Annotated in this window: 20 protein-coding genes; 4 read left to right on the forward strand and 16 right to left on the reverse strand. The window is 61.2% G+C overall.

All coding sequences use genetic code 11. From position 1 onward, the window contains the following. The 16 genes from pseG to BI292_RS25200 all read right to left on the reverse strand — a co-directional run. A partial coding sequence (gene pseG / locus BI292_RS25125; protein ID WP_101209583.1) for a UDP-2,4-diacetamido-2,4,6-trideoxy-beta-L-altropyranose hydrolase occupies positions 1 to 923 on the reverse strand: 923 nt, incomplete at its 3' end. Between the two features lie 309 nt (positions 924 to 1232). Further along, positions 1233 to 4157, reverse strand: coding sequence for a TIGR00180 family glycosyltransferase (locus BI292_RS25130; RefSeq protein WP_101209574.1), 2925 nt, complete (start codon positions 4155 to 4157; stop codon positions 1233 to 1235). 16 nt (positions 4158 to 4173) lie between these two features. Continuing rightward, positions 4174 to 5244, reverse strand: a complete 1071-nt coding sequence (locus BI292_RS25135) for a class I SAM-dependent methyltransferase (RefSeq protein ID WP_101209575.1) — start codon at positions 5242 to 5244, stop codon at positions 4174 to 4176. After that, a complete protein-coding gene (locus tag BI292_RS25140; RefSeq protein WP_101209576.1) occupies positions 5234 to 6091 on the reverse strand; it encodes an NAD(P)-dependent oxidoreductase in 858 nt (285 codons plus the stop codon). The genes BI292_RS25135 and BI292_RS25140 overlap by 11 nt, the downstream gene beginning before the upstream one ends. Positions 6092 to 6102: 11 nt before the next feature. Next, complete coding sequence (gene rfbC, locus BI292_RS25145; RefSeq protein WP_092271489.1) at positions 6103 to 6663, reverse strand: dTDP-4-dehydrorhamnose 3,5-epimerase; 561 nt, start codon at positions 6661 to 6663, stop codon at positions 6103 to 6105. Continuing rightward, positions 6660 to 7742 (reverse strand): CDP-glucose 4,6-dehydratase, encoded by a 1083-nt coding sequence (gene rfbG, locus BI292_RS25150; protein ID WP_101209577.1) that lies wholly within the window; start codon positions 7740 to 7742, stop codon positions 6660 to 6662. Before rfbG ends, rfbC begins: the two co-directional genes overlap by 4 nt. Further along, a complete protein-coding gene (rfbF, locus tag BI292_RS25155; protein WP_092271493.1) occupies positions 7724 to 8497 on the reverse strand; it encodes a glucose-1-phosphate cytidylyltransferase in 774 nt (257 codons plus the stop codon). Before rfbF ends, rfbG begins: the two co-directional genes overlap by 19 nt. A gap of 542 nt (positions 8498 to 9039) precedes the next feature. Beyond that, entirely contained in the window at positions 9040 to 12642 is a 3603-nt protein-coding gene (locus tag BI292_RS25160; protein WP_101209578.1) for a glycosyltransferase, read from the reverse strand. A 112-nt stretch (positions 12643 to 12754) separates the two neighbouring features. Further along, entirely contained in the window at positions 12755 to 14323 is a 1569-nt protein-coding gene (locus BI292_RS25165; protein ID WP_101209579.1) for a flagellar hook-associated protein 3, read from the reverse strand. A 13-nt stretch (positions 14324 to 14336) separates the two neighbouring features. Beyond that, the gene (gene flgK / locus BI292_RS25170) at positions 14337 to 16379 is read right to left on the reverse strand and encodes a flagellar hook-associated protein FlgK (protein ID WP_101209580.1); all 2043 of its coding nucleotides are present in this window, start codon (positions 16377 to 16379) and stop codon (positions 14337 to 14339) included. Positions 16380 to 16403: 24 nt separating this feature from the next. After that, positions 16404 to 17738: a flagellar assembly peptidoglycan hydrolase FlgJ gene (gene flgJ / locus BI292_RS25175; RefSeq protein ID WP_092271501.1), complete on the reverse strand. Its 1335-nt coding sequence runs from the start codon at positions 17736 to 17738 to the stop codon at positions 16404 to 16406. Between the two features lie 11 nt (positions 17739 to 17749). After that, the gene (locus BI292_RS25180; protein ID WP_092271503.1) at positions 17750 to 18856 is read right to left on the reverse strand and encodes a flagellar basal body P-ring protein FlgI; all 1107 of its coding nucleotides are present in this window, start codon (positions 18854 to 18856) and stop codon (positions 17750 to 17752) included. A gap of 9 nt (positions 18857 to 18865) precedes the next feature. Beyond that, entirely contained in the window at positions 18866 to 19561 is a 696-nt protein-coding gene (gene flgH / locus BI292_RS25185) for a flagellar basal body L-ring protein FlgH (protein ID WP_092271505.1), read from the reverse strand. Positions 19562 to 19613: 52 nt separating this feature from the next. After that, complete coding sequence (flgG, locus tag BI292_RS25190) at positions 19614 to 20399, reverse strand: flagellar basal-body rod protein FlgG (RefSeq protein WP_092271507.1); 786 nt, start codon at positions 20397 to 20399, stop codon at positions 19614 to 19616. Positions 20400 to 20444: 45 nt separating this feature from the next. After that, a complete protein-coding gene (locus tag BI292_RS25195; protein ID WP_092271509.1) occupies positions 20445 to 21185 on the reverse strand; it encodes a flagellar basal body rod protein FlgF in 741 nt (246 codons plus the stop codon). A 342-nt stretch (positions 21186 to 21527) separates the two neighbouring features. Continuing rightward, on the reverse strand, positions 21528 to 23087 hold the full coding sequence (locus BI292_RS25200) for a sigma-54-dependent transcriptional regulator (protein WP_101209581.1): 1560 nt from the start codon (positions 23085 to 23087) through the stop codon (positions 21528 to 21530). 404 nt (positions 23088 to 23491) lie between these two features. On the opposite strand from BI292_RS25200, the gene phhA reads away from it, so the two are divergent. From phhA to BI292_RS29295, 4 genes are all read left to right on the forward strand, one after another. Next, entirely contained in the window at positions 23492 to 24283 is a 792-nt protein-coding gene (gene phhA / locus BI292_RS25205; protein ID WP_092271513.1) for a phenylalanine 4-monooxygenase, read from the forward strand. A 71-nt stretch (positions 24284 to 24354) separates the two neighbouring features. Continuing rightward, complete coding sequence (locus BI292_RS25210; protein WP_008030478.1) at positions 24355 to 24711, forward strand: 4a-hydroxytetrahydrobiopterin dehydratase; 357 nt, start codon at positions 24355 to 24357, stop codon at positions 24709 to 24711. After that, positions 24711 to 25904: an amino acid aminotransferase gene (locus BI292_RS25215; protein WP_101209582.1), complete on the forward strand. Its 1194-nt coding sequence runs from the start codon at positions 24711 to 24713 to the stop codon at positions 25902 to 25904. Before BI292_RS25210 ends, BI292_RS25215 begins: the two co-directional genes overlap by 1 nt. Positions 25905 to 26176: 272 nt before the next feature. Further along, on the forward strand, positions 26177 to 26308 hold the full coding sequence (locus tag BI292_RS29295) for a hypothetical protein (protein ID WP_256592739.1): 132 nt from the start codon (positions 26177 to 26179) through the stop codon (positions 26306 to 26308). Positions 26309 to 26532 lie beyond the last annotated feature (224 nt).

Here is a 26532-nt window from a genome sequence, read left to right on the forward strand (position 1 = left end):
ACGCTGACCTGCTCACGCGCGCCGAGAAACACGTGCGCGCCCGAGCTGGCCATGACCTCGCCGTTGGCCTGCTGATTATTCGACACAGCGATGCAAATCGTCGGCAAGCCCATCGCCGCGCGTTCCCAACTGGTGCCGCCCCCGGCGCCGACAAACAGGTCGGCTTCGGTCATCAAGCGCTGAAAGTCGCTGACAAAGCTGTGCAAGCGCCAATTCGGCCGCGCGGCCGCCAGCGCTTGCATCTCGTCCCACGCCGGGTTGGCGGCGCCTGCGACAAAATCGACCTCAAGATCATGAAAATCCTGCAACGCCAGCATCGCGTGATGGGTTTGCCGCGCCGCATCGAAGCCGCCGAAGTTGACCAACACGCGTTTGGCCACAGGTTTGATCGGCAGCGCCGGACAGCAAAACTCATCGCGCAGCATGGCGAAGCGCGGGCCGAACAAGGTCTGGCAATCGTCGCCGAGCAGGCCGACATAGGCCTCGGCGGTACCCGAGAGATTCTGGTTGAGCAGCAGATCGACGCGGTAAGTGCGTGTCGCCAGATCATCCACCGCCGCGATCCGTGGCGCCCAGCGCCGAGCGGCGGTTTGCCAGTGATGATCGAGGCCGTAATGGTCGACAATTACCCAGTCGAACGCTGAGTGGTTTTGCAGCAATGGGTCCAGCGCATCGATGTCGGCCTGCCACGGCAGCATCGACTCGATCGCCTGTTGCGGGTCTTCATCGGGATAACGCGCCGGCAAACAGAATGTCTCGAAACCTTCGGCGGCGAGACTGTCGAGGCGATGACCGGGCAATTCGCGACAGGCAAACGCCACGTGTACGCCTTGCTGGCGCAGGGTTCTGGCCAAAGGCAGCAAACGCGCGATATGGCCGCTGCCAATCGTCGGCGAAGCGTCGGAGCGGATCAGCACTCTCATCGCCACTTTCATCGCCGCACTCATCGCCAACCGCCACGCGTTTTCAACGCGCGCAAAAGCGCACCGATGCGAGCCCGATAATAGTGTTCGGCACGATTGGCCGGAATGATTGCGACGCTGTTCAAAAGTGCTTTTCCCGGAGAAACCACGTGACGTCGTCCACCGGAAAAACTGCGGGTCACGGTGGCTGCCTGAACCTTTGCTACGAACAAATGCTCGTCGCAAGGGCCAGGCATTTCACCAGCAAATGCGCGTTCAGACAACTTGGCGCGGTTGCCGCGCCAAGTGAGCTCTGTCAGTTCAAGCCTCTCAGGCCAGCAGTTGCGCCCAATTGATCGGCGCGCTTTCACCCAATGTGAAGCCTTTGCCGGTCAGCGCCAAATGCGCGCTGTAGGCCGGATCCTGGGCGAACGCGGTGCTCCATTTTTCGCGTAATGCCTCGAGCGCCTGCGGCGCTGACGGTTGCTCGCCTTGATGCAGAACCTGCACCAGCGGCGTCCACACCGTCACGTAACCGGCCTGACCGGCGCGCAGGCACAGGTCAACGTCGCTGAAACCTTGTGCAAACGCTTCGTCATCAAGACCGCCCAAGTCGTCGAACAATTCCTTGCGCACCATCAGGCACACCTTCGACACCGCAGAATAATTCTGCTCTACGGCCAGGCGTTGCAAGTACACGCTGGCGTCATGCTTTTCGCCGACGAAGGCTGAGCCGACCGCGCCATTGAACCCGAGAATCAGCCCGGCGCTGGAGATCTTGCCGTCGCGATTGACCAGTTTCGCCCCGACCACCCCGACTTCCGGGCGCTGCGCATGGTTGAGCAGCGACTCGATCCAGTTCGGGTTGACCACTTCGGCGTCGGCCGCCAGCAGCACCAGGTACTCGCCCTGCGCTTTCTCACTGGCGAAATTGCTCAACGCTACTTCGCTCATCGGTTGCTCGGCGTGCAGCAGGCGCACCTTGATGTTTTGCAACGCGCCAAGCCAGTCATCGACGGCCGCCGACTGGGCCGGATTGACCGCGATCAACACTTCGTAACGCAGGTAACGGGTTTTCAGCAGCAGCCCGTCGACGCAACGTTGCAGCGCGGCCAGATCATCCCCGGCCGGGACGATAATCGACACCAGTGGCCGCTCGGCGTGCCGGTAATCGATCTGATAAGTGCCCGGCAGTTGCGAGGTGATTTTGGCCTTGTAGCCGCGATTGCCGAGGTGCCGCAGCAATGCCAGTCGCTCGTGGGCGTTTTCTTCCAGCGCCGGCGCCTGGGTAATCAGCAGCGGTTCGTCGAGGTGCGCAAGGCCGCCGAGGCCACTGTGCTCGATGATGCGCAACAGCAAGTCGAATTCCAGGGCATTGCTGAAATCGGCCTGATAACCGCCCACTTCCAGCACCGCCTCACGACGAATCAACCAGTGCCGCGCCATCAGCGCCGGCAGGCTTTGCAACAGATCGAGGTTGAACCCCGGACGGAACACATCAACCAGTGCGCCATCTGCTTTGCGCTGGATTTCATCGGTGGCCACAGCGTCCAGACCGGTGACATTGAGCAATTCGAGACTGGCGCGCAGCAGCCCGCCAGGCGTGAACTCGTCGCCCGCCTGCGCCAGCAACAGCCAGTCGCACGGCGATTGGCCAGCGCTCTGGTTGAGCTTGTCGACGAAATTGCTTTGCGTCACCCGGACAAAGTGCAGGGTGTTTTGCGCAGTGGTCGCCGCTGGCGGCTCACCGGTGGTGAACACGACAATCTTGAACGCTTTGCAGTGACCTTCGACCAGGCTGTCGAGCGTGACCTGAACTTTTTCGATGTCGTTGTCGACATCCAGCAGAAAAATCCCGAACTGCGGGCCGCCGTCATGCGCCGCCAAGTGGCTGGCGATTTGCGCGGCCTGCTCGGCATCCGGCTGACGCGCGGCCAGCCAATCGAGCAAGCGACTGGAGTGCATGCGGTTGAAAACCGCGTGCGGATCCTTCGCCGACAGCGCTTCCAGACGCCCGGCCCACGCGGTCAGTTTTTCTGTCTCGTCATCCTCGCCGAACAATTGCGTCTGTTGCGCCAGGCGCTTGACCACCGCGCGGTTGAACACGTCCAGATCGTGGGCCTGCCACAAACGGTCGGCGACACTTTGCGGCGTATCGTTGTTGCGCGCGCGCAACAGATGCTCCTGGCGAGTCCACACGCCTTCCAGTCTTTCCAGCTGCACGCGCCCGGCAGGCATTGCGTGAATGAGGAATTCGATCTCGGTCAGCAGATCGAAAAACGGCTGATTGTAGAAAGGCATTTCAACGTATTGGCGTGGCCCGAAGTACCGCACCGGCTCGGGCAGTGCCTGGGTCCAGCACGACTCGAAAATCAATTCCATGGTCAGGCCGCGATTGGCGAGCAGGCTTTCGGCCATGGTCGCAAAACTGTCCAGCGCCAGCGCCTTACGTTGTGCCGGCTCGAGGTGCTCGACGCCATGCGGCAGCGAGGCGAGGAAGTCGGCGAACGACTCACGCGCGGCCACCGACTTGGCGTCGGTGTAGGTCAGCGCGCGATAGACGTCGGTGTCGTGGTCGGAGAAACCGTGGTTCATCTCCCGCACCGAGTACGGGATCGGCAAAATGCGCGCCTTGGCGTTCATCAACAGGAAGTAGGCGTGGCCGATTTCCTGCCATTCGAAACTGGTGCCTTGCGGCAATCTGGCGTACCAGTCCTTGACCACCGAAGTACGGCACACGCCATAAAACGGCGGGATGAACTGGTGCATGAAACCCTGCAGCCGCTGCCCGGCGTCCTCAGACAGATAGTCCTCGCAGACCTTTTTGTCGCGGCGGAAGTAATTGACGCTGCCGGCCAGCGCCAGGTACATCAGGCTGTAGCCGATGCACAGCGCGTAATCGTGATTGGCTTCGAGGAAGCTCACCGCTTCGCCCAGCGCACCGTGCAGCAAGAAATCATCGTCGGCGGCGAACACCATGTACGGGGTGGTCAATCGCTCGACGCCGAAGGTCAATTTGGACTGCAGGCCCCAATACGCGATCTGCGGCAAATGGTGATAATCGACCGCCGAAAAATCGCCCTCGGGACGTTCACTCGACGAATCCAGCACCATCACTTTGCAAGGCAGATTACGGTAGTACTGCAACGCCCGGCGCAGGAACACCGGGCGGTTGTGGGTGATCAACACCACCGTCAACAATTCACTCAGGGGCAGCGTCGGCTCGAAGGTTTGGGGAAGCGTACTTACAGTCATTTCGAGGTCTCAATAGTCACTGGAATGAAGCGCTGTCGACGGCGTGATAGACGTAGCGTCCACCGGTCATGCGCTTGATTTCTTCGAGGTAGTTAGAGTTCATCACAAACAGATGGGCGCCTTCGGGCAGGCCGTCGATCGCCTCTTGCGGCGACGACACGCGCACCCCGCTCAGCGGCAGATAACGGCCTTGTTTGGACGGGCTGATGTCGACCACATGCTCGACCGAGACCCCGGCGCGCTGCAGGGCCAGCGAATAAATCACGCCTTTGGACGAGGCGCCCCAGATGCCGGCGCCGTGACTGCCGCTGGCCTGAATGATCTGCACGGCTTTATCGATGCTGGCGGTAAAGTTGTCCGCCAGGCTGAGCAGTTGCGGCGGTTGCAGCGGTGTGCGGCGCAACGTCGACAGGTCGGCGACGATGTACAGGTACTGACCGCCAAACAGATGCCCGGCTTCATGTACGGTATCGAACAACCCGCGCAGGTCGGCGAGGCGGAAGTAATTCACGTGTTCGTAGAACACGTCGAACCAGGCGTTGTGCTCGACGATCCAGTCGAAGCACGGCACCTCGATATAGATTTGCCCACCGCGATTGGCGGCAGCGATATCGGCGAGAAAACTCACCGGGTCGCTGATGTGTTCCAGCACGTGGCGCAACACAATTGCGTCAGCATTGAGGCCCAATTCCTGAGTGAATGGCGCCTTGATCACTTCGCTGTTATCGCCCTCATAGGAAGGGTCGATCCCGGTAATCGCGTAGCCGAGCCCGCGCAGCATTTCGAGGAAATAGCCTTTGCCGCAGCCGACTTCGATCAGGCTTTTCCCCTTGAAATGTCGGGCAAGAATCGCCTCGACGTCATTCAGGTGCTGCTGGAATTGCACCGAATGCGCCTGTTCATTCTGATAGTCGGCGTCATAGCTGAGCTTGCTGGCGTCGAACGCCTGATTGAAGATCAGCCCGCTGTCACTGTCCTGCACCAACACGATGTCGGCGCTGCCCGAGGCGCGCGCCTGTTCGGCGCTGGCAAACGTGCGGTTCTGCAAGACCGGCAGGCCGCTGACACGATAGAGCTCATGCTGCATGTTGTTCTCCTGCCAATTGCGAAATCCGCTCGGCCACGCCCCAGAACGCCATCGGTTCGTGGGCGGAATAACCGTAGTGCCCGAGGTTGAGGGCGATATTTGCTTGACGTTCGGCCACGCGCTGCTCGACCAAAGCCCTGACGGACACCGGTTGACCGCTGCAGCAATTGATCACGCCGGCAACATCGCGACGAGCCACCAGCGCCGCGAGCATGGCGGCGGCCTGGCGGATTTCCAGGTAGTCGCGCAACTGGTCGCCCTCCGACATATTGAACTGCGCCTCACCGGCATCAATCGCGCGGTCGAGGCTGGCCAACAAACTGTTGGGGTTCTGCCCTTCGCCATGCAGATAAAACAACCGCGCCCACTGCAACGTGAACGGCTGCTGGCGCTGCAACGCCTCAAGAAACTGGCGCAAGGTGTGTTTGGCCAAGCCATAAGGCGTGTTCGGTTGCGGCGCAATGGCTTCGCTGAGCGGACCACTTTGCAGCCCGTATTCGAAGCAGGTGCCAGTGACCAGAACCTGGCTGACACCGGCCTCGATCACCCGCTTGAGGAACGCGTAATCGAGCGGCAAGTTGCGCTCGAAATGGAACAGCGCCTGATAGTTCGGCAGACCGCTCCAGGCCAGGTGCGCGATCACGTCGATGCCCTCGGCCAAGGCTGCGACGTCGAGGTTCGGGTCCTGAATATCGGCGGCAACGAATTCCACCTCGTCGAACCACGGCAAGGCTCGCGCCGCATCGAGGTCGCGCGACACCGCGCGGACCTTGAAACCTTTGCCGAGCAAAGCGCTGACCAGGTGCCGGCCGACAAAACCACTGGCGCCGGTGACCAGCACGTTCAATGCGCGAGCCGTCACAGCTCGACCCCGCGGAACGTGTCGTCGAGCAGCGGATGGCTGGCATCCTTGGCCGACAAGTTCTTGACGGGCAACGGCCAAGGGATCGCCAACGCCGGATCGTTCACTGACAACCCGGCTTCATGCGCCGGCGCGTAATCGGCGTCGGTCAGGTACAGCACTTCGGAATCGTCGGTCAGCGATTGAAACCCGTGGGCAAAACCCGCCGGGATCAGCAGGCTGCGGCCATCGTCGGCGCGCAACTCTTCGGCGTGCCATTGCAGATAGGTTGGCGACTGCGGGCGCAGGTCCACCACCACATCCCACACCGCGCCGCGCACGCAGGTAATCAACTTGGACTCGGCAAAACCGGCGTGCTGGTAATGCAATCCGCGCACGCTGCCCTGCTCGGCGGTCCGCGAATGGTTGATCTGGCGAATCGCGAACGGCCGGCCCTGCGCGGTCAGACTGGTCTGGCAAAACAATCGCGCAAAACGTCCGCGATCATCGCAGAAGACTTTTTGCTGGATCAGAAACAACCCTTCCAGTTTCAACGCATGGAGTGTCAGCTCGCTCATGACCGATCCTTGTAGAGATTCAATTGGTTCAGGGTGACTTCGCGCATGTCTTCGCCGTTCTGCCACGCCAGGTGCCAGTCGAGCGTCTGCGCCAGGCATTGCTGCAACGACCAGCGCGGTTGCCAGCCCAGTAGTTGTTTGGCGCGGCTGCTGTCCAGACGCAACAGGCCGGCTTCGTGCAATTCACTCGGCTCGATGCGCAAACCGCGTGCTTGCGGCCAGCGGTTGGCGAGCAGTTCGACCACTTCGCCGACGCTGCACATGTCCGCTTCGCTCGGGCCGAAGTTCCACGCGCCGGCGTATTGCGGGCCTTGTTCGTACAGGCCGGCCGCCAGTTGCAGGTAACCGGCCAATGGCTCCAGCGCGTGTTGCCACGGGCGCACCGCTTGCGGATAGCGCAGGGTCACCGGTTCGTCTGCCGACCATGCCTTGAGCACGTCCGGGATCAACCGCTCCGGGGCGAAATCGCCGCCGCCGAGGACATTGCCGGCACGGGCGGTGGCCAGTGCCAGACCGTGTTCTTCATAACGATCAGCGGCAAAAAACGAGGCGGCATACGACTGCGCGAGCAATTCGCAGCAGGCCTTGCTGCTGCTGTAAGGGTCGTGACCGCCGAGCGCTTCGTCCTCGCGGTACGGCCACAGCCATTCCTTGTTGGCGTAGACCTTGTCGGTGGTCACCAGCACGCAAGCGCGCACGCAACCGACCTGGCGGATCGCTTCGAGCAGGTTGAGCGTGCCCATGACGTTGCTCGAATATGTGCCCAACGGGTCGCGATAACCTTCGCGCACCAGCGGTTGCGCCGCCAGGTGCAGGACGATTTCCGGTTCGGTGTCGGCGATCAGTTCCAGCAAGGCGCCGAGGTCGCGCAGGTCGCCGCGCTGATCGTTGATGCCCTCGTGGGCTCGTGCCAGTTCAAACAGGCTCGGTTCGGTCGACGGATCGAGGGCAAAACCGCTGACTTCGGCGCCCAGGCTTTGCAGCCACAGGGTCAGCCAACTGCCCTTGAAACCGGTGTGCCCGGTGACCAGAACCCGTTTGCCGCGCCAGAATGCCGGGCTCAATCCCATTGCTTCCATGGGGCCTCCCCGCTCTGCCATAGCGCTTCGAGGTGGTTTTTGTCGCGCAGGGTGTCCATCGGATGCCAGAAGCCGTCGTGCTGGAAGGCTTGCAATTGCTGGTCCTGGGCCAGCGCGGCGAGCGGCTCGGCTTCCCACGACGTGTGATCGTCGGCAATGAACGGCAAGACCTTGGGCGACAGCACAAAGAAGCCGCCGTTGATCCATCCGCCGTCACCGCGAGGTTTTTCGGTGAAGCCCATTACCGAATCGCCGTCGCGCTCCAGCGCACCGTAACGTCCGGGTGGCTGAACAGCCGTGACGGTGGCGAGTTTGCCGTGGGCCAAATGGAAATCCACCAGCGCGCCGATGTTGATGTCGGAGACGCCATCGCCGTAGGTGAAGCAGAACGCTTGCTCGTCTTCGAGATAGCGCGAGGCACGGCGCAAACGGCCGCCGGTCATGGTCTCTTCGCCAGTGTCGATCAGCGTCACGCGCCATGGCTCGCTGTAGTTCTGGTGCACGTCCATGCGGTTGTTGCGCATGTCGAAGGTGACGTCGGAGGTGTGCAGGAAGTAGTTGGCGAAGAAGTCCTTGATCGCGTAGCCCTTGTAGCCGAGGCAAATCACGAAATCGTGGATTCCGTGCGCGGAGTACTGCTTCATGATGTGCCAGAGAATTGGCTTGCCGCCGATCTCGATCATCGGCTTGGGCTTGAGGTGCGACTCTTCACTGATGCGCGTGCCGAGACCACCCGCCAAAATAACTGCCTTCATCCGCTTCCCCTCTTGCTCGTCACAGGGCCCGGGCACGCTATTTCAAGCGTGTGCGGGCCATCTGGATAAAACGCTGAACGCCGCGCACGGCACCGCTGACAACGCCGTCAGTGCTCGTTTTATGGCGATATAAAGGGGGGCTTGCAGGAAACGCGCCAGCTCACGGCCAGGAAAACCTGTGGGAGCGAGGCTTGCCCGCGATGGCGTCCGATCAGTCGATACATCTATCGACTGGAACAACGCCATCGCGAGCAAGCTCGCTCCCACATTGATCGTGGTGAATCTGGATGGAGGCATCACCGCCAACTCCTGTAGGAGCGAGGCTTGCCCGCGAAGACGGTGGCACCTTCAACATCAGGTCAACTGATAAACCGCCATCGCGGGCAAGCCATGCTCCCACAGAGATCGTGGGGAATCTGGATGGAGGCATCACCGCCAACTCCTGTGGGAGCTAGGCTTGCCCGCGAAGACGGTGGCACATTCAACATCAGGTCAACTGATAAACCGCCATCGCGGGCAAGCCATGCTCCCACAGGTTTGGTTCAGTCGGCGAGCCAGCCGTTTTCCCAATAGCGCAAGTTGTCGCCGCGCAGCACGTAGTCGCGCATCACCACTTCGCGCAACTGATCGCCCATGCGGTAACTGGCATCCGGGTCAGCCAGGTGCATGCGGATCGCTTGCAGCCATTCATCGGTGGTGTTGGTCTTGATCCGCGTGCACGGCAGATAACCGCGATACGCCTCGGTGTCGCTGCAGATCACCGGGTAACCGCACGCGCCGTATTCGAGCAGGCGCAGGTTGCTTTTGCAGTCGTTGAAAACGTGGAATTCCAGCGGCGCCAGAGCCAGATCGAGGTTCAGGCTGGCCAGTTTCGCCGGGTACACGTCGAGGCCGATCACGCCGTGGAACTCATGCATGTACGGGCGCAAATCATCCGGGCACATGCCGAAAAACACCCAGTCGACCTCGTTCGCCAGCTCACGCACGACCTCGGCGATCACCGCCAGATCGCCATGGTGACTGGTGCCGCCGCCCCAGCCGACGCGCGGTTTTTTCGAAGTGCGGCGCTGGCTCGGCATGTCGCTCCACAGGTGTTTGGCGAGCATGTTCGGCACCACGCGGATGTCGTCGTGCATGTCCGACAACGCATTGCCGAGGGCTTCGGTAGACACCACGACGCGGTCGCACATGCCGATCGCCCGGCGCACCAGCTTCTCCATGTCGTCGCTGCCGGGCATGTTGCGAATGTGCGCATTGCGCTGGGGGACGTTGATCACGTAGTCATCCAGCTCGTAGATTCGCCGCGCGTTGGAATAGGTGCGAAACACCGGGATCTCGTTGATCAGCCCTTCGGAATAACGGCCCTGCAGAACGATCACGTCTGGCGACAGCCGTTCGATTTCGATAATCGAAGGACGGTTGTAGTAGATACGCCCGCGCACCCGGTCGGCGGCTTCGAGCTCGAGCAACGGCTGCGTCACGCGATAGTGGCCGATGGCTGAAGCGTTGGCCGGCAAGGCAAGAATCTTCGGCAGCGGCGATTTCGAAAAAGGGCTCCAGCCACTGCGCAAACCCGGCTCCAGGACAAAACTGACCCCGCCCCGGCCCTCCAGCGCCAGGTTGACGTTGTACGCCGGATCACGGGCGATCACCGGCAACCAGCGCTTGTAGAAAACCTCTTGCTCCTGATCACTGCGGGCCTGATCGGCGGTTTGCGGTGGTTGCGCGCCCAGCGCCAATTGTGCGTGCGGCGTCCAGACCACCAGATAACCTTGTTGGCCGATCCGCAGGCACAGGTCGACGTCGCTCAGCGACTGCGCCAGGTCTTGCTCGTCAAAACCGCCGACGGCAGCAAAAACCGCCTTGCGCAGCATCAGGCAATCACCGGCGACGGCGCTCGGGTTGTGCGCGGTTTGCAGGCGATACATGTAGCCTTTCGCATGCAGGGTCTCGCCGGCAAACGGCACGCCGGCCGGCCCATGCAGCCCCAGAATCAAACCGGCCTGCACCACTCGACCTTCCGGGTTGAACAGCTTGGCGCCGACGGCACCGACTTCCGGACGTTGCGCGTGGTTGAGCAACTCGGTCAGCCAATCACCCTGGGTGATCACTGCGTAAGGATTGAGCATCAGCACGTATTCGCCACGCGCCTGCGCCACGGCGAAATTGCCCACCGCCGCTGCATTGCCCTGCGGTGGATAGTCCTGCGACGGCCAGGCGATGACTCGAATCCGTTCGCTGCCCAATTGCGCCATGCCGTCGAACCAGATGCGCGCCTCCTCGCTCTGGCTGCCGTTGTCCACCAGCAGCAGCTCATATTCGCCGTAAGCGGTTTTTTCCAACAGGCTCTCGACGCAGCGTTGTACCGCCACCGTCTGGTCGGTGCTGACAATCACAATCGACACCAGCGGCCGAGCGACATGCAGATAATCGACGCGATTGAGCAACGTCGAACTGCCGTCGCGAATCTGGTGCGCAATGCCCAGGCGTTGCAGATGCGCTTGCAGCAACAACGGATTGGCTTCCATCACCTCGGGCAGCGACAACCATTGGGTCAAGTCGAACGCGGATTCCAGCAGCACTTCGGCAACGTGACCGATCGCCTGCGTACCGTCGGTTTCAACCAGTCGCCACAGCAGATCATGCGGGGCCAATTCACCGTGCCCGGAATCGAAACCGCCCAGCGCCAGGAAACGCTCGCATTCAAAGGCCAGCGCCCGACCGACGTACGGATAGCTGCGCATCAGATCGAGGTTGAAATCCGGCTTGAACACCGGGTCGGTCGACTCGCCCTGGAGCAATCCGCCTTCGTCGCCATACAGGCAGGCAAACGCCGGCGTCGTGGCGATGCGCTCGGCCATCACCAGCAGCGCCGGCGCCACCAGTCGATCACCGGCGCGCAGCAAATAAAACCAGTCAGCGCCGTCGAGCTGCGCCAGCACCTGGTTGATCTGCTGTTGCCAATCCTGTTGCAGCGGCAAGCGGAACACTCGCCCGTCCAGCGCGGCTTCGGTGCAGGTTGCGGACAGCACCAACGTCAGGTGAGGCGCGTAATCTTGCGCGGCCAGTGAGTCGAGGGTGACGTTCAGCGCGGAACGACTGCCATGCTCGTCAACAATGATCGGCACGATTTTCGGCACGCGCGGCCAGCCCGCCAAAGTGTCCGGCAATAGCTCGCGCTGGCAGTCGGTCAGCGTCCGGCAGGCCAGCCACTGCTCGTAGAGTTCGGCAAAACTTTCGCTGGCGATACCGACTTCCCAGATCTCGGTGGTCTGCTTGTTGCCCAGCGTGCGGTTCAGCGCCAGTTCTCCCCAGACTCGCGGGGTTTCGCCGAGGCGATCCAACGGCATATAACGTGCCCAGCCCGGCGCTGGCGGGGCCTCACCGCTGCGTGCCTGAATCATTTGCATCAGCCACAGGCGTTCGGTTTGCAGGGCATCCTTGATCGACTGCTGATTGCTCAGGCGCTCGGGATACAAGCGCTCGACGATCAGCACATGGTTGGACACGGCCACGTTGCCGCGCCGCAACAGGCAGACGTACAAGGCAAAATCGAGGCTGGCGACAAAACAGTGTCCGGGCTCGGTCAGCGCCGGCAACCACTGCAGCAGGTCGGCGCGACGGAACAGCGAGCTGCTGAAGCCGCCGAGAATGTTCACCGGAAACTTCTCGAAAATCGCCAGCAGGTCCTCACCCTTGAACACGCAGCTGGTTGGCGACAACGGCGTGTTTTCCAGACGCGACGGCAGCGGCGCGTCGTTGGCATCCCAGTACAGGCGCTGGGCCAGCGCGAGGTTGACGTCCGGGCTCTCGCTCAGCAGATGCGCCTGAACCTCGATACACGAGCCGAACAGCAAGTCATCGTCACACAGGAATTTGACGAATTCGCCCTGCGCCTGCGCCAGACACGCCTGCAGGTTGCCCACCAGCCCGAGCGTGCGCGGGTTGCGCACATAGCGCACCGGCACGCCGCTGTGCTCGCTGACCTGATCGACAACCGCGCGAATCTCGTCGCCGCGACTGTCATCACACACGATGATTTCGAGGTTGGCATAACCCTGACCGACGGCACTGCGCAGCGTGCGTTCGAAAAACCTCGGGTTGAAGGCAGGGATGACCAGGCTGACGAGGGGAAGTGGATTCACGGCGGGCTCACTGGCGGTGCGTGCCCGCTCCGGAAAGCGAGCCCATCAAACCGCTAAAAGACAATAAACAGGGAAGGCTCGGGCAATCGGGCGCCTTGGCGCCCGGTCACCGTCAGATCTTGTTGAACAAACCCAGCGAGGTGATTTTGCTGAAGGCCAGTTGCGCCGCTTGCAGCATGGTTTGCTGCAAGGTCAGGCGGGTCATGACTTCGGCAGGGTCGGAATCACGAATCGACGACTGGGTGGCGGTATTCGCCAGCGTCAGGCTTTCGTTGGTGGTCGTCTGGCTGTCCAGCGACTGCCCACGCGCACCGATCGAGGTGACCGCGGAGCCGAGTTGGTTGGCGGCGCTGTCGATGTTGCCCAGCCCGGCTTCCATCGCCCCTTGAAACTTCTGCTTGGCCACTGCATCGCCGTCAATCGGCGTGTTCAGCGCCGTGACCATTTTCCCCAGCGTGTCGAGCACGTTCTGCGTCTGATGGTTGTTCGACTGCGAGACAAACTGATCGCCGCCGGTTGGCGTGCCGTTCACCGCGAAGGTCACGCCGGCAGCGGTGGCGTTGTTGCCGACCATGGTGCCCGAGGAAACCGGTCGGCTGTCAGCGGTCACTGGCGCCGCGTACAGGTCGAAATCGGTGGCGCTGGTGAACTTCAGCACCGCTCCGCCCGCCGGGAAGGCTTTGTTGTAAGCCGCCTGATCGGTCACGGTGGAACTGGTGATCACTGCCGTCGAAACGTTGCCTGGGCTGCGCGAGGTGTTGAAGGTGTCCGGGGTCGCCGACAGCGTGAAGCTGTGACCGGCAATCACTGCGTCTGGGTTGGTGTCCCCAGCCTTGAGGTTGATGTTCAACTTCAGGTCGACACCGCGGAAACTGACTTGCTGATTCGCCCCGTTGCTGTTGCTGATCACGCCATTCTGGCTGGCTTCAGCGGTCACGTCGTTGCCCAGGGCATCGGTGATTTTCAGCTGGGTGCTGCTCAGGAAGCTGACGGTGTACGGCTCGCCACCGGCAAATTTGGCGTTGTAGGTGGCTGCGGTGCCAACCGACCCCTGCGACAGAACCACGCGACCATCATCCACCGCCGGCGCGGTCATGCTGGTTTGGGTGCGGCTGGTGTTGATGGTCTGCTGGAAGGCATCCCAACCGGTGGTGTTGGTGGCCACGGTCATGCCGTCGCCAATGCCCAGGTCGATGCTGCTCTGGTCACCGCTGTAGCTGAAGGTGCCGTCGGAGTTCGGCGAGTACGGCGGGGTGTCGGTTTTCGACCCGGCGAACAGGTAATTGCCGTTGGCGTCCTTGGAGTTCATCAGGCCCAGCACTTGTTGCTGGATCTGGCTGATCTCGGCGGCGTAGGCCTTGCGGTCAGCGTCGGTGGCGATGCCGTTGTTGGCGGCCAGACCGATTTCCTTGGCGCGCTGCAAGGCGCTGCCAATCGAGGTCAGGGTGGTTTCCTGAAGGCTCAAGGCGCTTTTGGTGGTGCTGATGTTGGTGGTGTATTGCTCAAGTGCGGCACTTTGCTGGCCCAGTTTGAGCAAACGACCGGCCCCCAGCGGATCATCGGCGGCGGTGTTGATGCGCGTCAGGCTGCTGGCTTCATTGCTGGTGGCGATCGCCTTGTTGAAGTTGCGCTGATAGTTGGCAGCGGTTGTTTCGTAATACTGGGCGGTAGAAATGCGCATGAATTACGACTCCTTAAAGGCTGTTGATCAGCACGCTGAAAGTTTCCTGCGCAGCTTTGATGATCTGCGAAGAGGCGGTGTAGTACTGCTGGTATTTCACCAGGTTGCCGGTTTCTTCATCCAGGTCGACCCCGGACAACGAATCACGCGCGCCTTTGGCCTGCGCCAGAATCGCCGTGGTGGCGGCGCTGTCGGACTTGCCTTGGGCAGCCTTGGTGCCAACGTTGGTGACCAGCTTGCTGTAGGCGTCAGTCAGGCTGATGCCCTTGCTCGCCGAACCGGTGTCTACCGTCTGTTTGGTTTGCAGGCCGACCAGCGCCTGAGCGTTGCGGTTATCCGAGGAGCCGGCGCCGGTCAGCGAAACGGTGAAGCTTTCGTTGGCTTTCGGCGTGCCGCCCACCGTGGTCTGCACGGTGAAGGTTTTCTGCGCCGGCGGCGTGCCGCCGTCCATGATCGGGTTGCCGCTGCCGTCGACCATGCCGATTTTCATGTTCACGGTATTGCTCTGCCCCGGAACAATCGTGCCGCTGCCCAGCGAATTGCCTTGGGCGTCGGTCAGTTGATAGGTCTGGCTGCCACCGCTGGCGGCAGCGAAGGTCAGCTTGACCGGCGTCGAGTTTTTCAGCGCCGCTTGCAACTCCGACTGCGACGCCGGGTTGTAGATATCGAATTTGGTGGTCAGCGTTGGCTGGGTGTAAGTGCCGCCATTGTTGGCGCTGGTGACGCCGCTCAACGGTGCGGCGGCAGCGATCTTTTTCGGGTCGCTCAAGACCGTCTGAATGCTGGTCGCGGCGCCACGGGTCGGGGTCACCTTGAAGCTGTCACCAGCACTCAGGGCGGCGCCGTTCAGCGACAGGCTGAAGCCGTCGATCACTGGCGCCGGGGTGGTCGTGGTGCTGAACGCGCCCATGTCGGTGCCGTCCGAGCGCTTGACCGAGTAGTTGGTCGCGCTGGTGAACGTCACCTGGTAATCGTTGGTGGTCAGCTTGCCGGTGTCCTTGATGGTCACATCGAGGTTGCCGGAACCGGCGCTGTTGTTCGCCCCGCCAATGCTGCGCTGGCTGATCAATGCGGCGCTGTTGATGTTGCTGAACAGCGGCGCGCCGAACTCGCCGTTCTTGTCGATGCCTTGCGCCTGCTGACTGTTGATCTGGTCAGCAACCACCAGGGCCACGCGCCCCAGCTCATTGAGCGAAGGGTCGAGCACTTCTTTGCGATACGTCAGCAGGCCACCGATCTCGCCACCGCTGATCACCGACGTAATGTCGATGGTGCTGGAGCCGCGATTCATCTGCAGGCCCATGCGCGTCGGATCGTCTTTGCTCGCGACGGTTTCCAGGGTGTTGGTGGTGTTGCCCATCACCAACGGCTGGCCGCTGCCAACATAGATGTCGTAGCTGCTGCCGCGCTCGACGACTTGTGCGCCGACCATCTGCGAGAGCTGACGCACCGCTTCGTTACGGGTGTCGAGCAGGTCGTTGGGTTGGCCGCCACTGGTGGAGATTTCGCCGATCTTCTGGTTCAGGTTGGCAATCGAAGTCGCCAGTTTGTTCACCTGCGCCGCCATGTCTGCGAGGCTGCCATTGATCGTGGCGTTCTGATCATTGAGCTGCTTGGCGATGGTGTTGAAACGGCTGGTCAACGCCTGCGCGCCGGTCAGCACCGACTGGCGCGACGTGTCGTCGGTGGCCGAGGTCGAAACGCCCTGCATCGAGGTGAAGAATTTCTGCAACACGCCGGTCAGGCCGGTGTTGGTGTCCGACAGCGAAGCATCCAGCGGCGTTGCCTGATTCAGGTACGCGGCCGATTCGCTGTTCAGCGAAGTAGCGGTTTGCAGCTGCGAATCGAGGTACGAGTTGTAGACGCGACGAACGTCCGCCAGGGTCGTGCCCGAGCCGATGAAAACGTTCCCGTACTGCTGCGAGGCTTTGGTGCCCTGCACGGTTTGCTGACGCGAATAACCGGCGGTGTCGACGTTGGCAATGTTGTTGCCCGTCACAGCTAAAGAGGATTGGCTCGCCGCCAGTCCCGACATCCCGATATTAAGCAAACTCATGGTTCAGACCTTATTCCTTGTGCCTTATAGAGGCGTAGTGGAAACGCCCGCCGCAGCGTAGTTTTGGTAACTCGTCATCTGCATGGCTATCTTCGAAATCTTGTTGGCGTAGTTCGGGTCGGTTGCGTAACCGGCCTTCTGCAACTCGCGTACAAACTGTTCTGGGTTATCGGCCGACTTCAGCACATCTTGATAACGATTGTTGCTTTGCAGCAATGTCACCAAGTCGTGGAAGCTGTCCTTGTAGGAGTCGTAGGAACGGAACTGCGCGGTCTCCTTGACCATCGCGCCATCCCTGAATTCGCTGGTGATCGCCCGCGCCGAATCGCCCTTCCAGCTAGTGCCGGCCTTGATCCCGAACAGGTTGTGACTGCTGCTGCCATCCTGGGCGCGCATGACCGATTTGCCCCAACCGGTTTCCAGCGCAGCCTGGGCCACCAGATAACGCGGATCGACGCCGATGCGCTCGGCGGCTTCCTTGGCCATCGGCAGCATGGTGGCGACAAATTCGTCGGCGGAACTGAAGGCTTTTTTCGCTGGCGCCAACGGAATCTGCGCCATCGCCCGACCGTAAACCTGCATGCGCCCATTCGAGGCGGTCGAGGTGTCGGTTTGCGCCGCCAGCCAGTCGCCGTTGTACAGCGGGCCGGCGCCGGTTGGCGTCGCCGCGCGTTCTGGCAACGGGGTTTGGTTGACGATGGCGTTGGCCGCATTGTTGGCCGTAGCGTTGGTCGCAATGTTGGCCGTGGCTGGCGTCGATGGCACCAGACCGGCGAGCAAACGATCGGCGAGTTTCGGCGGCAAAGCCAACCGACGCTGGTTGAGCAGCGCCACGTCGTTGCTGTGATCGCTGACCGCTTGCGAACCCTTGAGCGAGCGCGAGGCCCACAACGGACGCTCGCCATTGACCCGCGACAACGGCCCATTGGTAGCAATCGTGCCGGCGGCAATCGGCGTTTCCACCGCCGCTTTTTTCGCTTCTTCCTGCTTTTGTGCAGACAGGATCGCCGCTTCGCCGGGCGCCAGCGCTTTGTTCTTCGACATCTGCCGCATCAGCACGTCAGCCAGGCCGATACCGCCGCCCTCGCGGGACATGGAAACGGCCAACTGCTGGTCGTACATTTCCTGGTATTGCTTGGCCGCAGGCGTATTGAGCGGATTGTCCTGGCCCAGCGCATCGGTGGCCGAGCGCATGGACTTGAGCATTTCACCGAGGAACAGGGACTCGAATTCCTGCGCAACCTTGCGCATATTGCCGTCGCTGTTCTTGTCGCCGACCTTGAGCTGGTTCAGGCGATTGAGGTCCGAATAAGAACCCGAATCGCTATTGCTGACCGCCCCGCTCTTGCGCATGTCCATGGTTGCTGTCCTCAGATCACAATCAGGTCGGCTTGCAACGCGCCGGCCTGTTTCAGAGCTTCAAGGATCGCCATCAAGTCACCCGGCGCCGCGCCGACCTGGTTCACCGCACGCACGATTTCGTCGAGGGTGGTGCCCGGGCCGAACTTGAACATTGGCTTGGCTTCCTGCTCGGCGTTGACTCGCGAGCGTGGCACCACGGCAGTCTGACCGTTGGACAGAGGGCCGGGCTGGCTGACAATCGGGTCTTCGGTGATGGTCACGGTCAGGCTGCCGTGGGTCACGGCGGCCGGCGAAACCTTGACGTTCTGGCCGATAACGATGGTGCCGGTGCGCGAGTTGATAATGACTTTCGCCACCGCCTGACCCGGGTCGACTTCAAGGTTTTCGAGGATCGACAGATAGTCGACGCGCTGGCTCGGATCGAGCGGCGCGGTGACGCGGATAGAACCGCCGTCAATCGCCTGCGCCACGCCTGGGCCGAGCAGGTCGTTGATCTTGTCGACCACGCGTTTGGCGGTGGTGAAGTCGGAACGGTTGAGGTTCAAGGTCAGGCTGTTGCCCTGATTGAAACCGCTCGGCACCGAACGCTCGACCGAAGCACCGCCAGGAATACGCCCGGCCGAAGGCACGTTAACGGTGATTTTCGAACCGTCACGACCTTCCGCATCAAAGCCGCCAACGACCAGGTTGCCCTGAGCGATGGCGTAAACATTGCCGTCGATACCTTTGAGTGGCGTCAGCAGCAAAGTGCCGCCGCGCAGGCTCTTGGAGTTACCGATGGACGAAACGGTGATGTCGACTTGTTGACCCGGCTTGGCAAACGCCGGCAGGTCAGCGCTGATCGACACCGCAGCGACGTTCTTCAACTGCACGTTGCCCGAGCCCGGCGGCACTTTGATGCCGAACTGCGAGAGCATGTTGTTGAAGGTTTGCAGGGTAAACGGGGTTTGTGTCGTCTGGTCGCCGGTGCCGTTAAGCCCGACCACCAGGCCGTAACCAATCAATTGGTTGGTCCGAACCCCGGAAATGCTGGCGATGTCCTTCAGCCGTTCGGCGTGAGCACCGAAGGCTGCGGACAACAGGCAGGCGCCCAGCAACAGCTGTTTAAGATTCAACGTAGCCACCTAGAAAGGGAACAGCGGGCTGAGGAAGAAACGGTCGAACCAGCCTGGCTGACTCGCATCGGCAAACGCACCGGTGCCCGAATAGGTGATCCGTGCATCGGCGACGCGGGTCGACGACACGGTGTTGTCAGTGGCGATGTCATCAGCGCGCACCAGACCGGCAATGCGCACCAGCTCGTCGCCCGAGTTCAGGGTCATCCACTTCTCGCCGCGCACGGCAATGATGCCGTTGGGCAAGACGTCGGCGACGGTCACGGTGATCGAGCCGGTCAGGCTGTTGCTCTGCCCGGACTTGCTCGCGCCATTGGTGGCACGGTCGCCGCTATAGCCTGCGTCGAGGCTCAGGCTGCCGCTGCCGACCGGGTCGCTGGTACTCAAGCCGCCACCGAACAGCGACGACAGACCGATGCTGGTTTTGCTGGTCTTGTCGATCTGCGAGTTGGCGCCCTTGCTCGCCTGCGTGCGCTCGTTGAGGGTGATGGTGATGATGTCACCGACCCGGAACGCCTTGCGGTCGCTGTACAGGTTCTGTTCGAAACCGGCCTGGTAAATCGAGCCATTATTGGCCGCCGCCGGCAACGGCGTGCGTGGCAGCACCGGGGCGTAGTAAGGGTCATTGGGCTTTGGCGTCGGCGCGACGCAGCCCGCGAGTGCGACAACCCCACCCAGTGCCAGAACAGATACAAAGCGCTTCATGACCCTACCTCACGGTGTAGCTGGCGACGTTATGGTCGCCCCATAGACTTGATTACATGTTCTGCGTGACGAACGAGAGCATCTGGTCGGCGGTGGAGATCACCTTGGAGTTCATCTCGTAAGCGCGCTGAGTGGTGATCATGTTGACCATCTCTTCAACGGTGCTGACGTTGGACGTTTCCAGGGTGTTCTGCAGCGTCGTGCCGAACCCGTTGAGGCCCGGAGTGCCGACTTGCGGCGCGCCGCTGGCTGCGGTTTCCAGGAACAGGTTGTTGCCCACTGCTTGCAGACCGGCCGGGTTGATGAAGTCGGCGGTTTGCAGGTTGCCGATCACTTGCGAGGCAGCGTTGCCGGCAATGGTGATGGACACGGTGCCGTCACGACCGACCGTGAAGGTCTGGGCATTGTTGGGGATGACAATCGCCGGCTCCAGGGCAAAACCGCTGGCGTTCACCACTTGACCGTTGGAGTCGAGGTGGAAAGTGCCGTCACGGGTGTAGGACGTGGTGCCGTCCGGTTGCAGGATCTGGAAGAAACCGCGACCGTCGACCGCCATGTCCAGCGGGTTTTCGGTGGTTTGCAGGCTGCCGGCGGTGAAGTTTTTCTGCGTGCCGACGATGCGCACACCGGTACCCACTTGCAGACCCGACGGCAGTTCGCTGTCTTGGGTCGACTGGGCGCCTGGCTGGCGTTTGATCTGGTACAGCAAGTCCTGAAACTCGGCGCGATCACGTTTGAAACCCGTGGTCGATACGTTCGCCAGGTTGTTGGAAATGGTCGTCAGGTTAGTGTCCTGGGCGGACAGACCTGTTTTGGCAACCCATAGAGCCGGAAGCATTCGATTCTCCTCGTGCGCCTGTTTTACGGCGCGACGTTCTGATAATTAGGTGATCTGCAAGACCCGAGCCATGGCTTGGTCATCTTCTTTGGCGGTGTTCATCATCTTGATGTGCAGCTCGAATTGCTTGGACAAAGCCAACACCGAGGTCATTTCCTCGACGGCGTTGACGTTGCTCGACTCAAGGAACCCGGACACCAGTTTCACGCCGGCTTCGGCTGGCGCCGGCTGGCCGTCCTTGGTGTGGATCGAACCGTCGAGGCCCTTGGTCATGTTCTTCAGGTCCGGGTTGACCAGTTTGATCCGGTCGATTTCGGCCATCACGCGCGGACCTTCGCCCATCGAACGAATGCTGATGGTGCCGTCCTCGCCCACTTCGATTTTCTGCTCGGGCGGCACGGCAATCGGCCCGCCATTGCCCATCACCGGCATGCCGTTGCCGGCGCGCAAAACGCCGAGGGCGTCAATGTTGAGGCTGCCGGTGCGCACGTAGCTTTCGCCGCCACCGGGGGTTTGCACGGCGATCCAGCCATTGCCGCTCACGGCAACATCGAGGTCACGGCCGGTTTCCACCAGCGTGCCAGCGGAAAAGTCGGTGGCTGGGCGTTCGGTCATGGCATAGGCGCGCGCCGGAAAGCTGTCACCAAACACCGGCATCGAACGGGCCTGCTCGAGGTCCTTCTGAAAACCGTTGGTGGAGATGTTCGCCAGGTTGTTCGCATGAGCCTTCTGCGCCAGTGCATTCTGGCTGGCGCCGGTCATTGCCACATAAAGGTACTTGTCCACGCTCTATCCTCTGCATGCCGGACGTTTGCCGTCCACTGCTGTACTGCTGAGCCTTAAGCAATTTGCAGACCAACTTTCGTTTGACGGCGCGAAGCCCGGCAAACAAAGGACTTGCGGGGTTTTGCGGGGATTGGGGAAATGGATCGGAGACGAAAAACCGGCGGTGTTATGCCGCTAACGGCAAGAGTCGACCTCCAGGCCAACGCAAAACCCCGTGGGGTGGGGCTTGCCCCCGTTCGGCTGCGCAGCAGTCGCAATTGCGGGCGACGCGGTGAGTCTGGAAGGTTGCAGGGGGCTGCTGCGCATCCCGACAGGGGCAAGCCCCCTCGCCACACGCGCCAATCAGCCGGGTTCTTTGCCGACTTGATGCTCACGCAGTTTGTTGGCAATGGTGGTGTGCGAAACGCCCAAGCGCTTGCCCAGTTGACGACTGCTCGGGTGTTCGGAATACAAACGTTCCAGCACAGCTTTCTCGAAACGCCCGACAATCGCGTCGAGCCCGCCTTCCAGCGAGAAATCGCCAAGCGGCTGACGCACGCCGTAATCCGGCAAACGAATGTGCTCGGCTTTCACCGTCCCGCCCTCGCACAGCGAAACCGCCTGGAACAGCACGTTCTCCAATTGCCGCACGTTGCCCGGCCAATGGTAATGACTCAGCCGTTCCATCGCCGCCGGCGCCAGTTTCGGCAGCGGGCAACCAATCTGCCGACTGGCCTGATCGAGGAAGTGCTCGACCAGCGGCGTCAAACCGTCGAGGCATTCGCGCAGCGGCGGGATGTGCAGCGACAGCACGTTCAAGCGGTGATACAGATCCTGACGAAACTCGCCGCGCGCGCACAATTCGGAAAGGTCCACTTGCGTCGCGCAAATCACCCGCACGTCGAGGTACACCTCTTCATCACTGCCGACACGCCGGAAGCAGCCGTCCTGCAAGAAGCGCAGCAATTTCACCTGCAGGCGCGGGCTCATTTCGCCGACGCCATCGAGAAACAGCGTTCCGCCCGCGGTCAATTCCAGCAGCCCGAGCTTGCCCTCCGCGCGCGCGCCTTCGAACGCGCCGGGGCCATAACCGAACAATTCAGTCTCGGCCATGGATTCCGGCAACCCCGCGCAATTGAGCGCCATCAACGGCGATTGCCCGCGCGGACTGGCGAGGTGGCAGGCGCGCGCCAATAGCTCCTTGCCGGTGCCGGTTTCGCCCTCTATTAATAGCGGCGCATCCAGCGGCGCCATGCGCCGGGCCTCGCGCACCACGGCGGCCATGACTTTGGAGCTCTGGAAGATGCTGTCGAAGCCGCGCAGCTCTTGCTTGCGCACGTTGTAAATGCGCTCGCCGACGCGGTCGGCGCGGTGCAACGTCAACACCGCGCCAGCCATCGCTTCGCTGTCGTCGTGCTCCGATTGCAGCGGCGCGATGTCGGCCAGAAACACGTCGCCCTTCACTTTCACGCGCAGGCCGTTGATCCGCGACTTGTTGGCGCGCACCAGTTCCGGCAGATCAAAATCCTCGGCGTAACGCGACAACGGAATCCCCGGCACCTCGTCAACGCGCACGCCAAGCAACTGCGCCGCCGCACGGTTGGCCGCGACAATCGAGCCGCCCATGTCGATCGACAACACTGGAAACTCCAGCGCGCCGAGCAACGCATTGAGTTCCATGTGCCGGCGCTCGCTGGGCATCAGGCCTACACGCTTGACGCCGAAGACCCCGGCAATCGCTTCGAACTTTGCTCTTAGCGCCTGGAATTGAATGTTGATCAGGTTGGGGCAATGCAGGTAGATCGCGTTGCCATGCTCACCGCCGACCTCGCCGCGCGCGACGTTGATGCCGTATTCCACCAGCAGGTTGAGAATGTCGCGCAGGATGCCGATGCGGTTCTGGCAGTGGACTTTGATACGCATAAAAAAGGCCCGAAAAAGCGGTGAGTAAAGTAGATGCCGAACACCTATTCCTGTGGGAGCGAGCTTGCTCGCGATGGCGGCGGGTCATTCAATGTAAGGTTGTCTGACCCACCGTAATCGCGAGCAAGCTCGCTCCCACAAGGGTTTTGCAGCGCATTTCGGCGCACATTTCTGCCGAGCTGCTCAGTTAATCGTCAAGATTATGTGACACCCACCGGCCTTTTCAAACCGTAAAAACTCAATACCTGCGCACCACCCGCCAAATCGTAACGAAAACTTTACGAAATCCTCGGATTATTCCTACGCGCGACGCTGACCTGCTGCTGCATCCCGGCACGCCTTCGGGTATCTCTAAAGCCATCGCTGGACATAACAAAAACGAATTCCCCTAGCAGGAGAGCAGCATGAAGCAGACGCAATACGTGGCCCGCGAGCCCGATGCGCAAGGTTTTATCGACTACCCCGCCGAAGAACACGCGGTGTGGAACACGCTGATCACTCGTCAACTGAAAGTGATCGAAGGGCGTGCGTGCCAGGAATACCTGGACGGTATCGAAAAACTCGGTCTGCCCCACGACCGCATTCCGCAACTCGGCGAGATCAACAAAGTCCTCGGTGAAACCACCGGTTGGCAAGTCGCCCGCGTTCCGGCGCTGATCCCGTTCCAGACCTTTTTCGAATTGCTCGCCAACAAGCAGTTTCCGGTGGCGACGTTTATCCGTACCCGCGAAGAATTGGACTACCTGCAAGAGCCGGATATTTTCCACGAGATCTTTGGTCACTGCCCTTTGCTGACCAATCCGTGGTTTGCCGAATTTACCCACACCTACGGCAAACTTGGCCTACAGGCTTCCAAGGAAGAACGCGTTTACCTGGCGCGCCTGTACTGGATGACCATCGAGTTCGGCATGGTCGACACCCCGCAGGGCCAGCGCATCTATGGTGGCGGCATCCTGTCTTCACCCAAAGAAACTGTTTATTGCATGTCGGACGAACCCGAGCATCAGGCCTTCGATCCGCTGGAATGCATGCGCACGCCGTATCGCATCGACATCCTGCAACCGCTGTACTTTGTCCTGCCCAACCTCAAGCGTTTGTTCGACCTGGCCCACGAAGACATCATGGGTATGGTCCAGCAAGGCATGCAGTTGGGCTTGCACGCGCCGAAATTTCCGCCCAAGCCGAAAGCCGCCTGAGCGCAACCGACACTCGCGGTGTGCGCGCAAAACCAGTAACGTCTAACAAGAATCGAATCGGGAACCAGACCATGTCCACATTGAACCAAGCCCATTGCGAAGCCTGCCGCGCCGATGCCCCGCAAGTCAGCGACGAAGAACTGCCGGTACTGATCAAGCAGATCCCTGACTGGAACATCGAAGTTCGCGACAGCGTGATGCAACTGGAAAAAGTCTTCCTGTTCAAGAATTTCAAGCACGCCCTGGCGTTCACCAACGCCGTCGGCGAAATCTCCGAGGCTGAAGGTCACCACCCGGGTCTGCTGACCGAGTGGGGCAAAGTCACCGTGACCTGGTGGAGCCACTCGATCAAAGGCCTGCACCGCAATGACTTCATCATGGCCGCGCGCACTGACGAAGTGGCGAAAGACGCCGAGGGCCGCAAGTAATGCATTTCGACGCCATCGGCCGCGTCCCCGGCGACCCGATTCTGGGCCTGATGGAGGCCTACGCGCAGGACCCCAACCCGCGCAAGTTCGACTTGGGCGTGGGCGTTTATAAAGACTCCCAGGGCCTGACGCCGATTCCGCAAGCGGTGAAACTCGCCGAAGCGCGGCTGGTTGAGCGGCAGACCACCAAGACTTACATCGGTGGTCACGGCGACCCGGCGTTCGGCAAAGTCATGAACGAATTGGTGCTCGGCGCCGATTCGGCGCTGATCGCCGAACAACGTGCTGGCGTCACCCAGACCCCGGGCGGCACCGGCGCGTTGCGCTTGAGCGCTGACTTCATCGCGCAGATGCTGCCGGGCCGTGGCATCTGGTTGAGCAATCCGACCTGGCCGATCCACGAAACAATTTTCGCCACCGCCGGGCTCAAGGTCAGTCACTACCCGTACGTGGGCAGCGACAACCGTCTTGACGTCGAAGCGATGCTCGCCGCGCTGAACGAAGCGCCGAAGGGTGACGTGGTGTTGTTGCACGCCTGCTGCCACAACCCGACCGGTTTTGATCTGGCGCATGACGACTGGCGCCGGGTGCTTGAGGTGGTTCGCCGCCGCGAGCTGCTGCCGCTGATCGACTTTGCTTATCAAGGTTTCGGCGACGGTCTGGAACAGGACGCGTGGTCGACCCGGTTGTTCGTCGAAGCGTTGCCGGAAGTGCTGATCACCAGCTCCTGCTCGAAGAACTTCGGTTTGTACCGCGATCGCACCGGCGCGCTGATTGTCTGTGCGAAAAGCGCTGACAAGCTGCTCGATATCCGCAGCCAATTGGCCAACATCGCCCGCAACCTGTGGTCGACGCCACCGGATCACGGCGCAGCCGTGGTCGCGACAATCCTCGGCGACCCGGAACTGAAAAGCATCTGGGCCGACGAAGTGGAAACCATGCGTTTGCGCATCGCGCAGTTGCGCAGCGGTCTGGTTGAAGCGCTGGAACCGCACGGTTTGCGCGAGCGCTTCGCGCACATCGGCGTGCAGCGCGGGATGTTTTCCTATACCGGGCTGACGGCGGAGCAAGTCAAACAGCTGCGCGATCACCACAGCGTGTACATGGTCAACTCCGGCCGGGCCAACGTCGCCGGCATCGACGCGACCCGCCTGTCACTGCTGGCCGAAGCCATCGCCGAAGTCTGCAAGTAACTTCAGGCACACCCTATCCCCATGTGGGAGCGAGCTTGCTCGCGATGGCGGTTTATCAGCCACATTGATGTTGAATGTGTTGACGCTTTCGCGAACAAGCTCGCTCCCACACTGGTTTGCGCAACGGTCAAAAAATCTCGCCCCCTGCGGCCATTGGTCGCAGAAATTCGAGATAAAAGTCTGTTTGTCATTTTTCCTGCTGTATCCTGCCCAAGCTTTTTAAAAGCGCGGATCTACCAGATCTATCAACAGACTTTGCGAGGAGCGCGAACATGCACGAGATCCCTAATCTCCCCTTCCCAAGCCTGCACGAAACTGAGCAGACAGCCACGCAACAAGCCGGTGCCCAACAGCCCGAGACCCAGGAAGCCACTGACAGCCGCCAGGCTGACAGCGAAGACTGAAACACCTGCAATGCCAGACCGTGTGGAAAGCGCTAACATGCGCTTTCCACACCGCCTGAACCCCGAGCCCCGCGATGACCGACGAATCCACTCCTGCCCACGATGAAGCGCTGCAAGCCAGCGTGCTGATCGGCACCGCCGAGAAAATGATCGATATCTGGAATCGCCTCTCGCCGGAAAAACAAGCCACGCTGCTGGCGCGTTTCGGCAGCGAAGAAAATGCC

The organism is Pseudomonas sp. 43NM1 (assembly GCF_002836905.1).
In the GTDB taxonomy this organism is placed as follows: Bacteria; Pseudomonadota; Gammaproteobacteria; order Pseudomonadales; family Pseudomonadaceae; genus Aquipseudomonas; species Aquipseudomonas prosekii.

Excerpts from the sequence above, each read along its gene's own strand:
- flgG (WP_092271507.1), bottom strand. The coding sequence starts at position 20,399 with ATGCTTCCGGCTCTATGGGTTGCCAAAACAGGTCTGTCCGCCCAGGAC.
- rfbF (WP_092271493.1), bottom strand. The coding sequence starts at position 8,497 with ATGAAGGCAGTTATTTTGGCGGGTGGTCTCGGCACGCGCATCAGTGAA.
- rfbG (WP_101209577.1), bottom strand. The coding sequence starts at position 7,742 with ATGGAAGCAATGGGATTGAGCCCGGCATTCTGGCGCGGCAAACGGGTT.
- BI292_RS25210 (WP_008030478.1), top strand. The coding sequence starts at position 24,355 with ATGTCCACATTGAACCAAGCCCATTGCGAAGCCTGCCGCGCCGATGCC.
- BI292_RS25200 (WP_101209581.1), bottom strand. The coding sequence starts at position 23,087 with ATGCGTATCAAAGTCCACTGCCAGAACCGCATCGGCATCCTGCGCGAC.
- flgK (WP_101209580.1), bottom strand. The coding sequence starts at position 16,379 with ATGAGTTTGCTTAATATCGGGATGTCGGGACTGGCGGCGAGCCAATCC.
- rfbC (WP_092271489.1), bottom strand. The coding sequence starts at position 6,663 with ATGAGCGAGCTGACACTCCATGCGTTGAAACTGGAAGGGTTGTTTCTG.
- BI292_RS25130 (WP_101209574.1), bottom strand. The coding sequence starts at position 4,157 with ATGACTGTAAGTACGCTTCCCCAAACCTTCGAGCCGACGCTGCCCCTG.
- flgJ (WP_092271501.1), bottom strand. The coding sequence starts at position 17,738 with ATGGACATGCGCAAGAGCGGGGCGGTCAGCAATAGCGATTCGGGTTCT.
- BI292_RS29295 (WP_256592739.1), top strand. The coding sequence starts at position 26,177 with ATGCACGAGATCCCTAATCTCCCCTTCCCAAGCCTGCACGAAACTGAG.
- flgH (WP_092271505.1), bottom strand. The coding sequence starts at position 19,561 with ATGAAGCGCTTTGTATCTGTTCTGGCACTGGGTGGGGTTGTCGCACTC.
- BI292_RS25135 (WP_101209575.1), bottom strand. The coding sequence starts at position 5,244 with ATGCAGCATGAGCTCTATCGTGTCAGCGGCCTGCCGGTCTTGCAGAAC.
- BI292_RS25165 (WP_101209579.1), bottom strand. The coding sequence starts at position 14,323 with ATGCGCATTTCTACCGCCCAGTATTACGAAACAACCGCTGCCAACTAT.
- BI292_RS25215 (WP_101209582.1), top strand. The coding sequence starts at position 24,711 with ATGCATTTCGACGCCATCGGCCGCGTCCCCGGCGACCCGATTCTGGGC.
- phhA (WP_092271513.1), top strand. The coding sequence starts at position 23,492 with ATGAAGCAGACGCAATACGTGGCCCGCGAGCCCGATGCGCAAGGTTTT.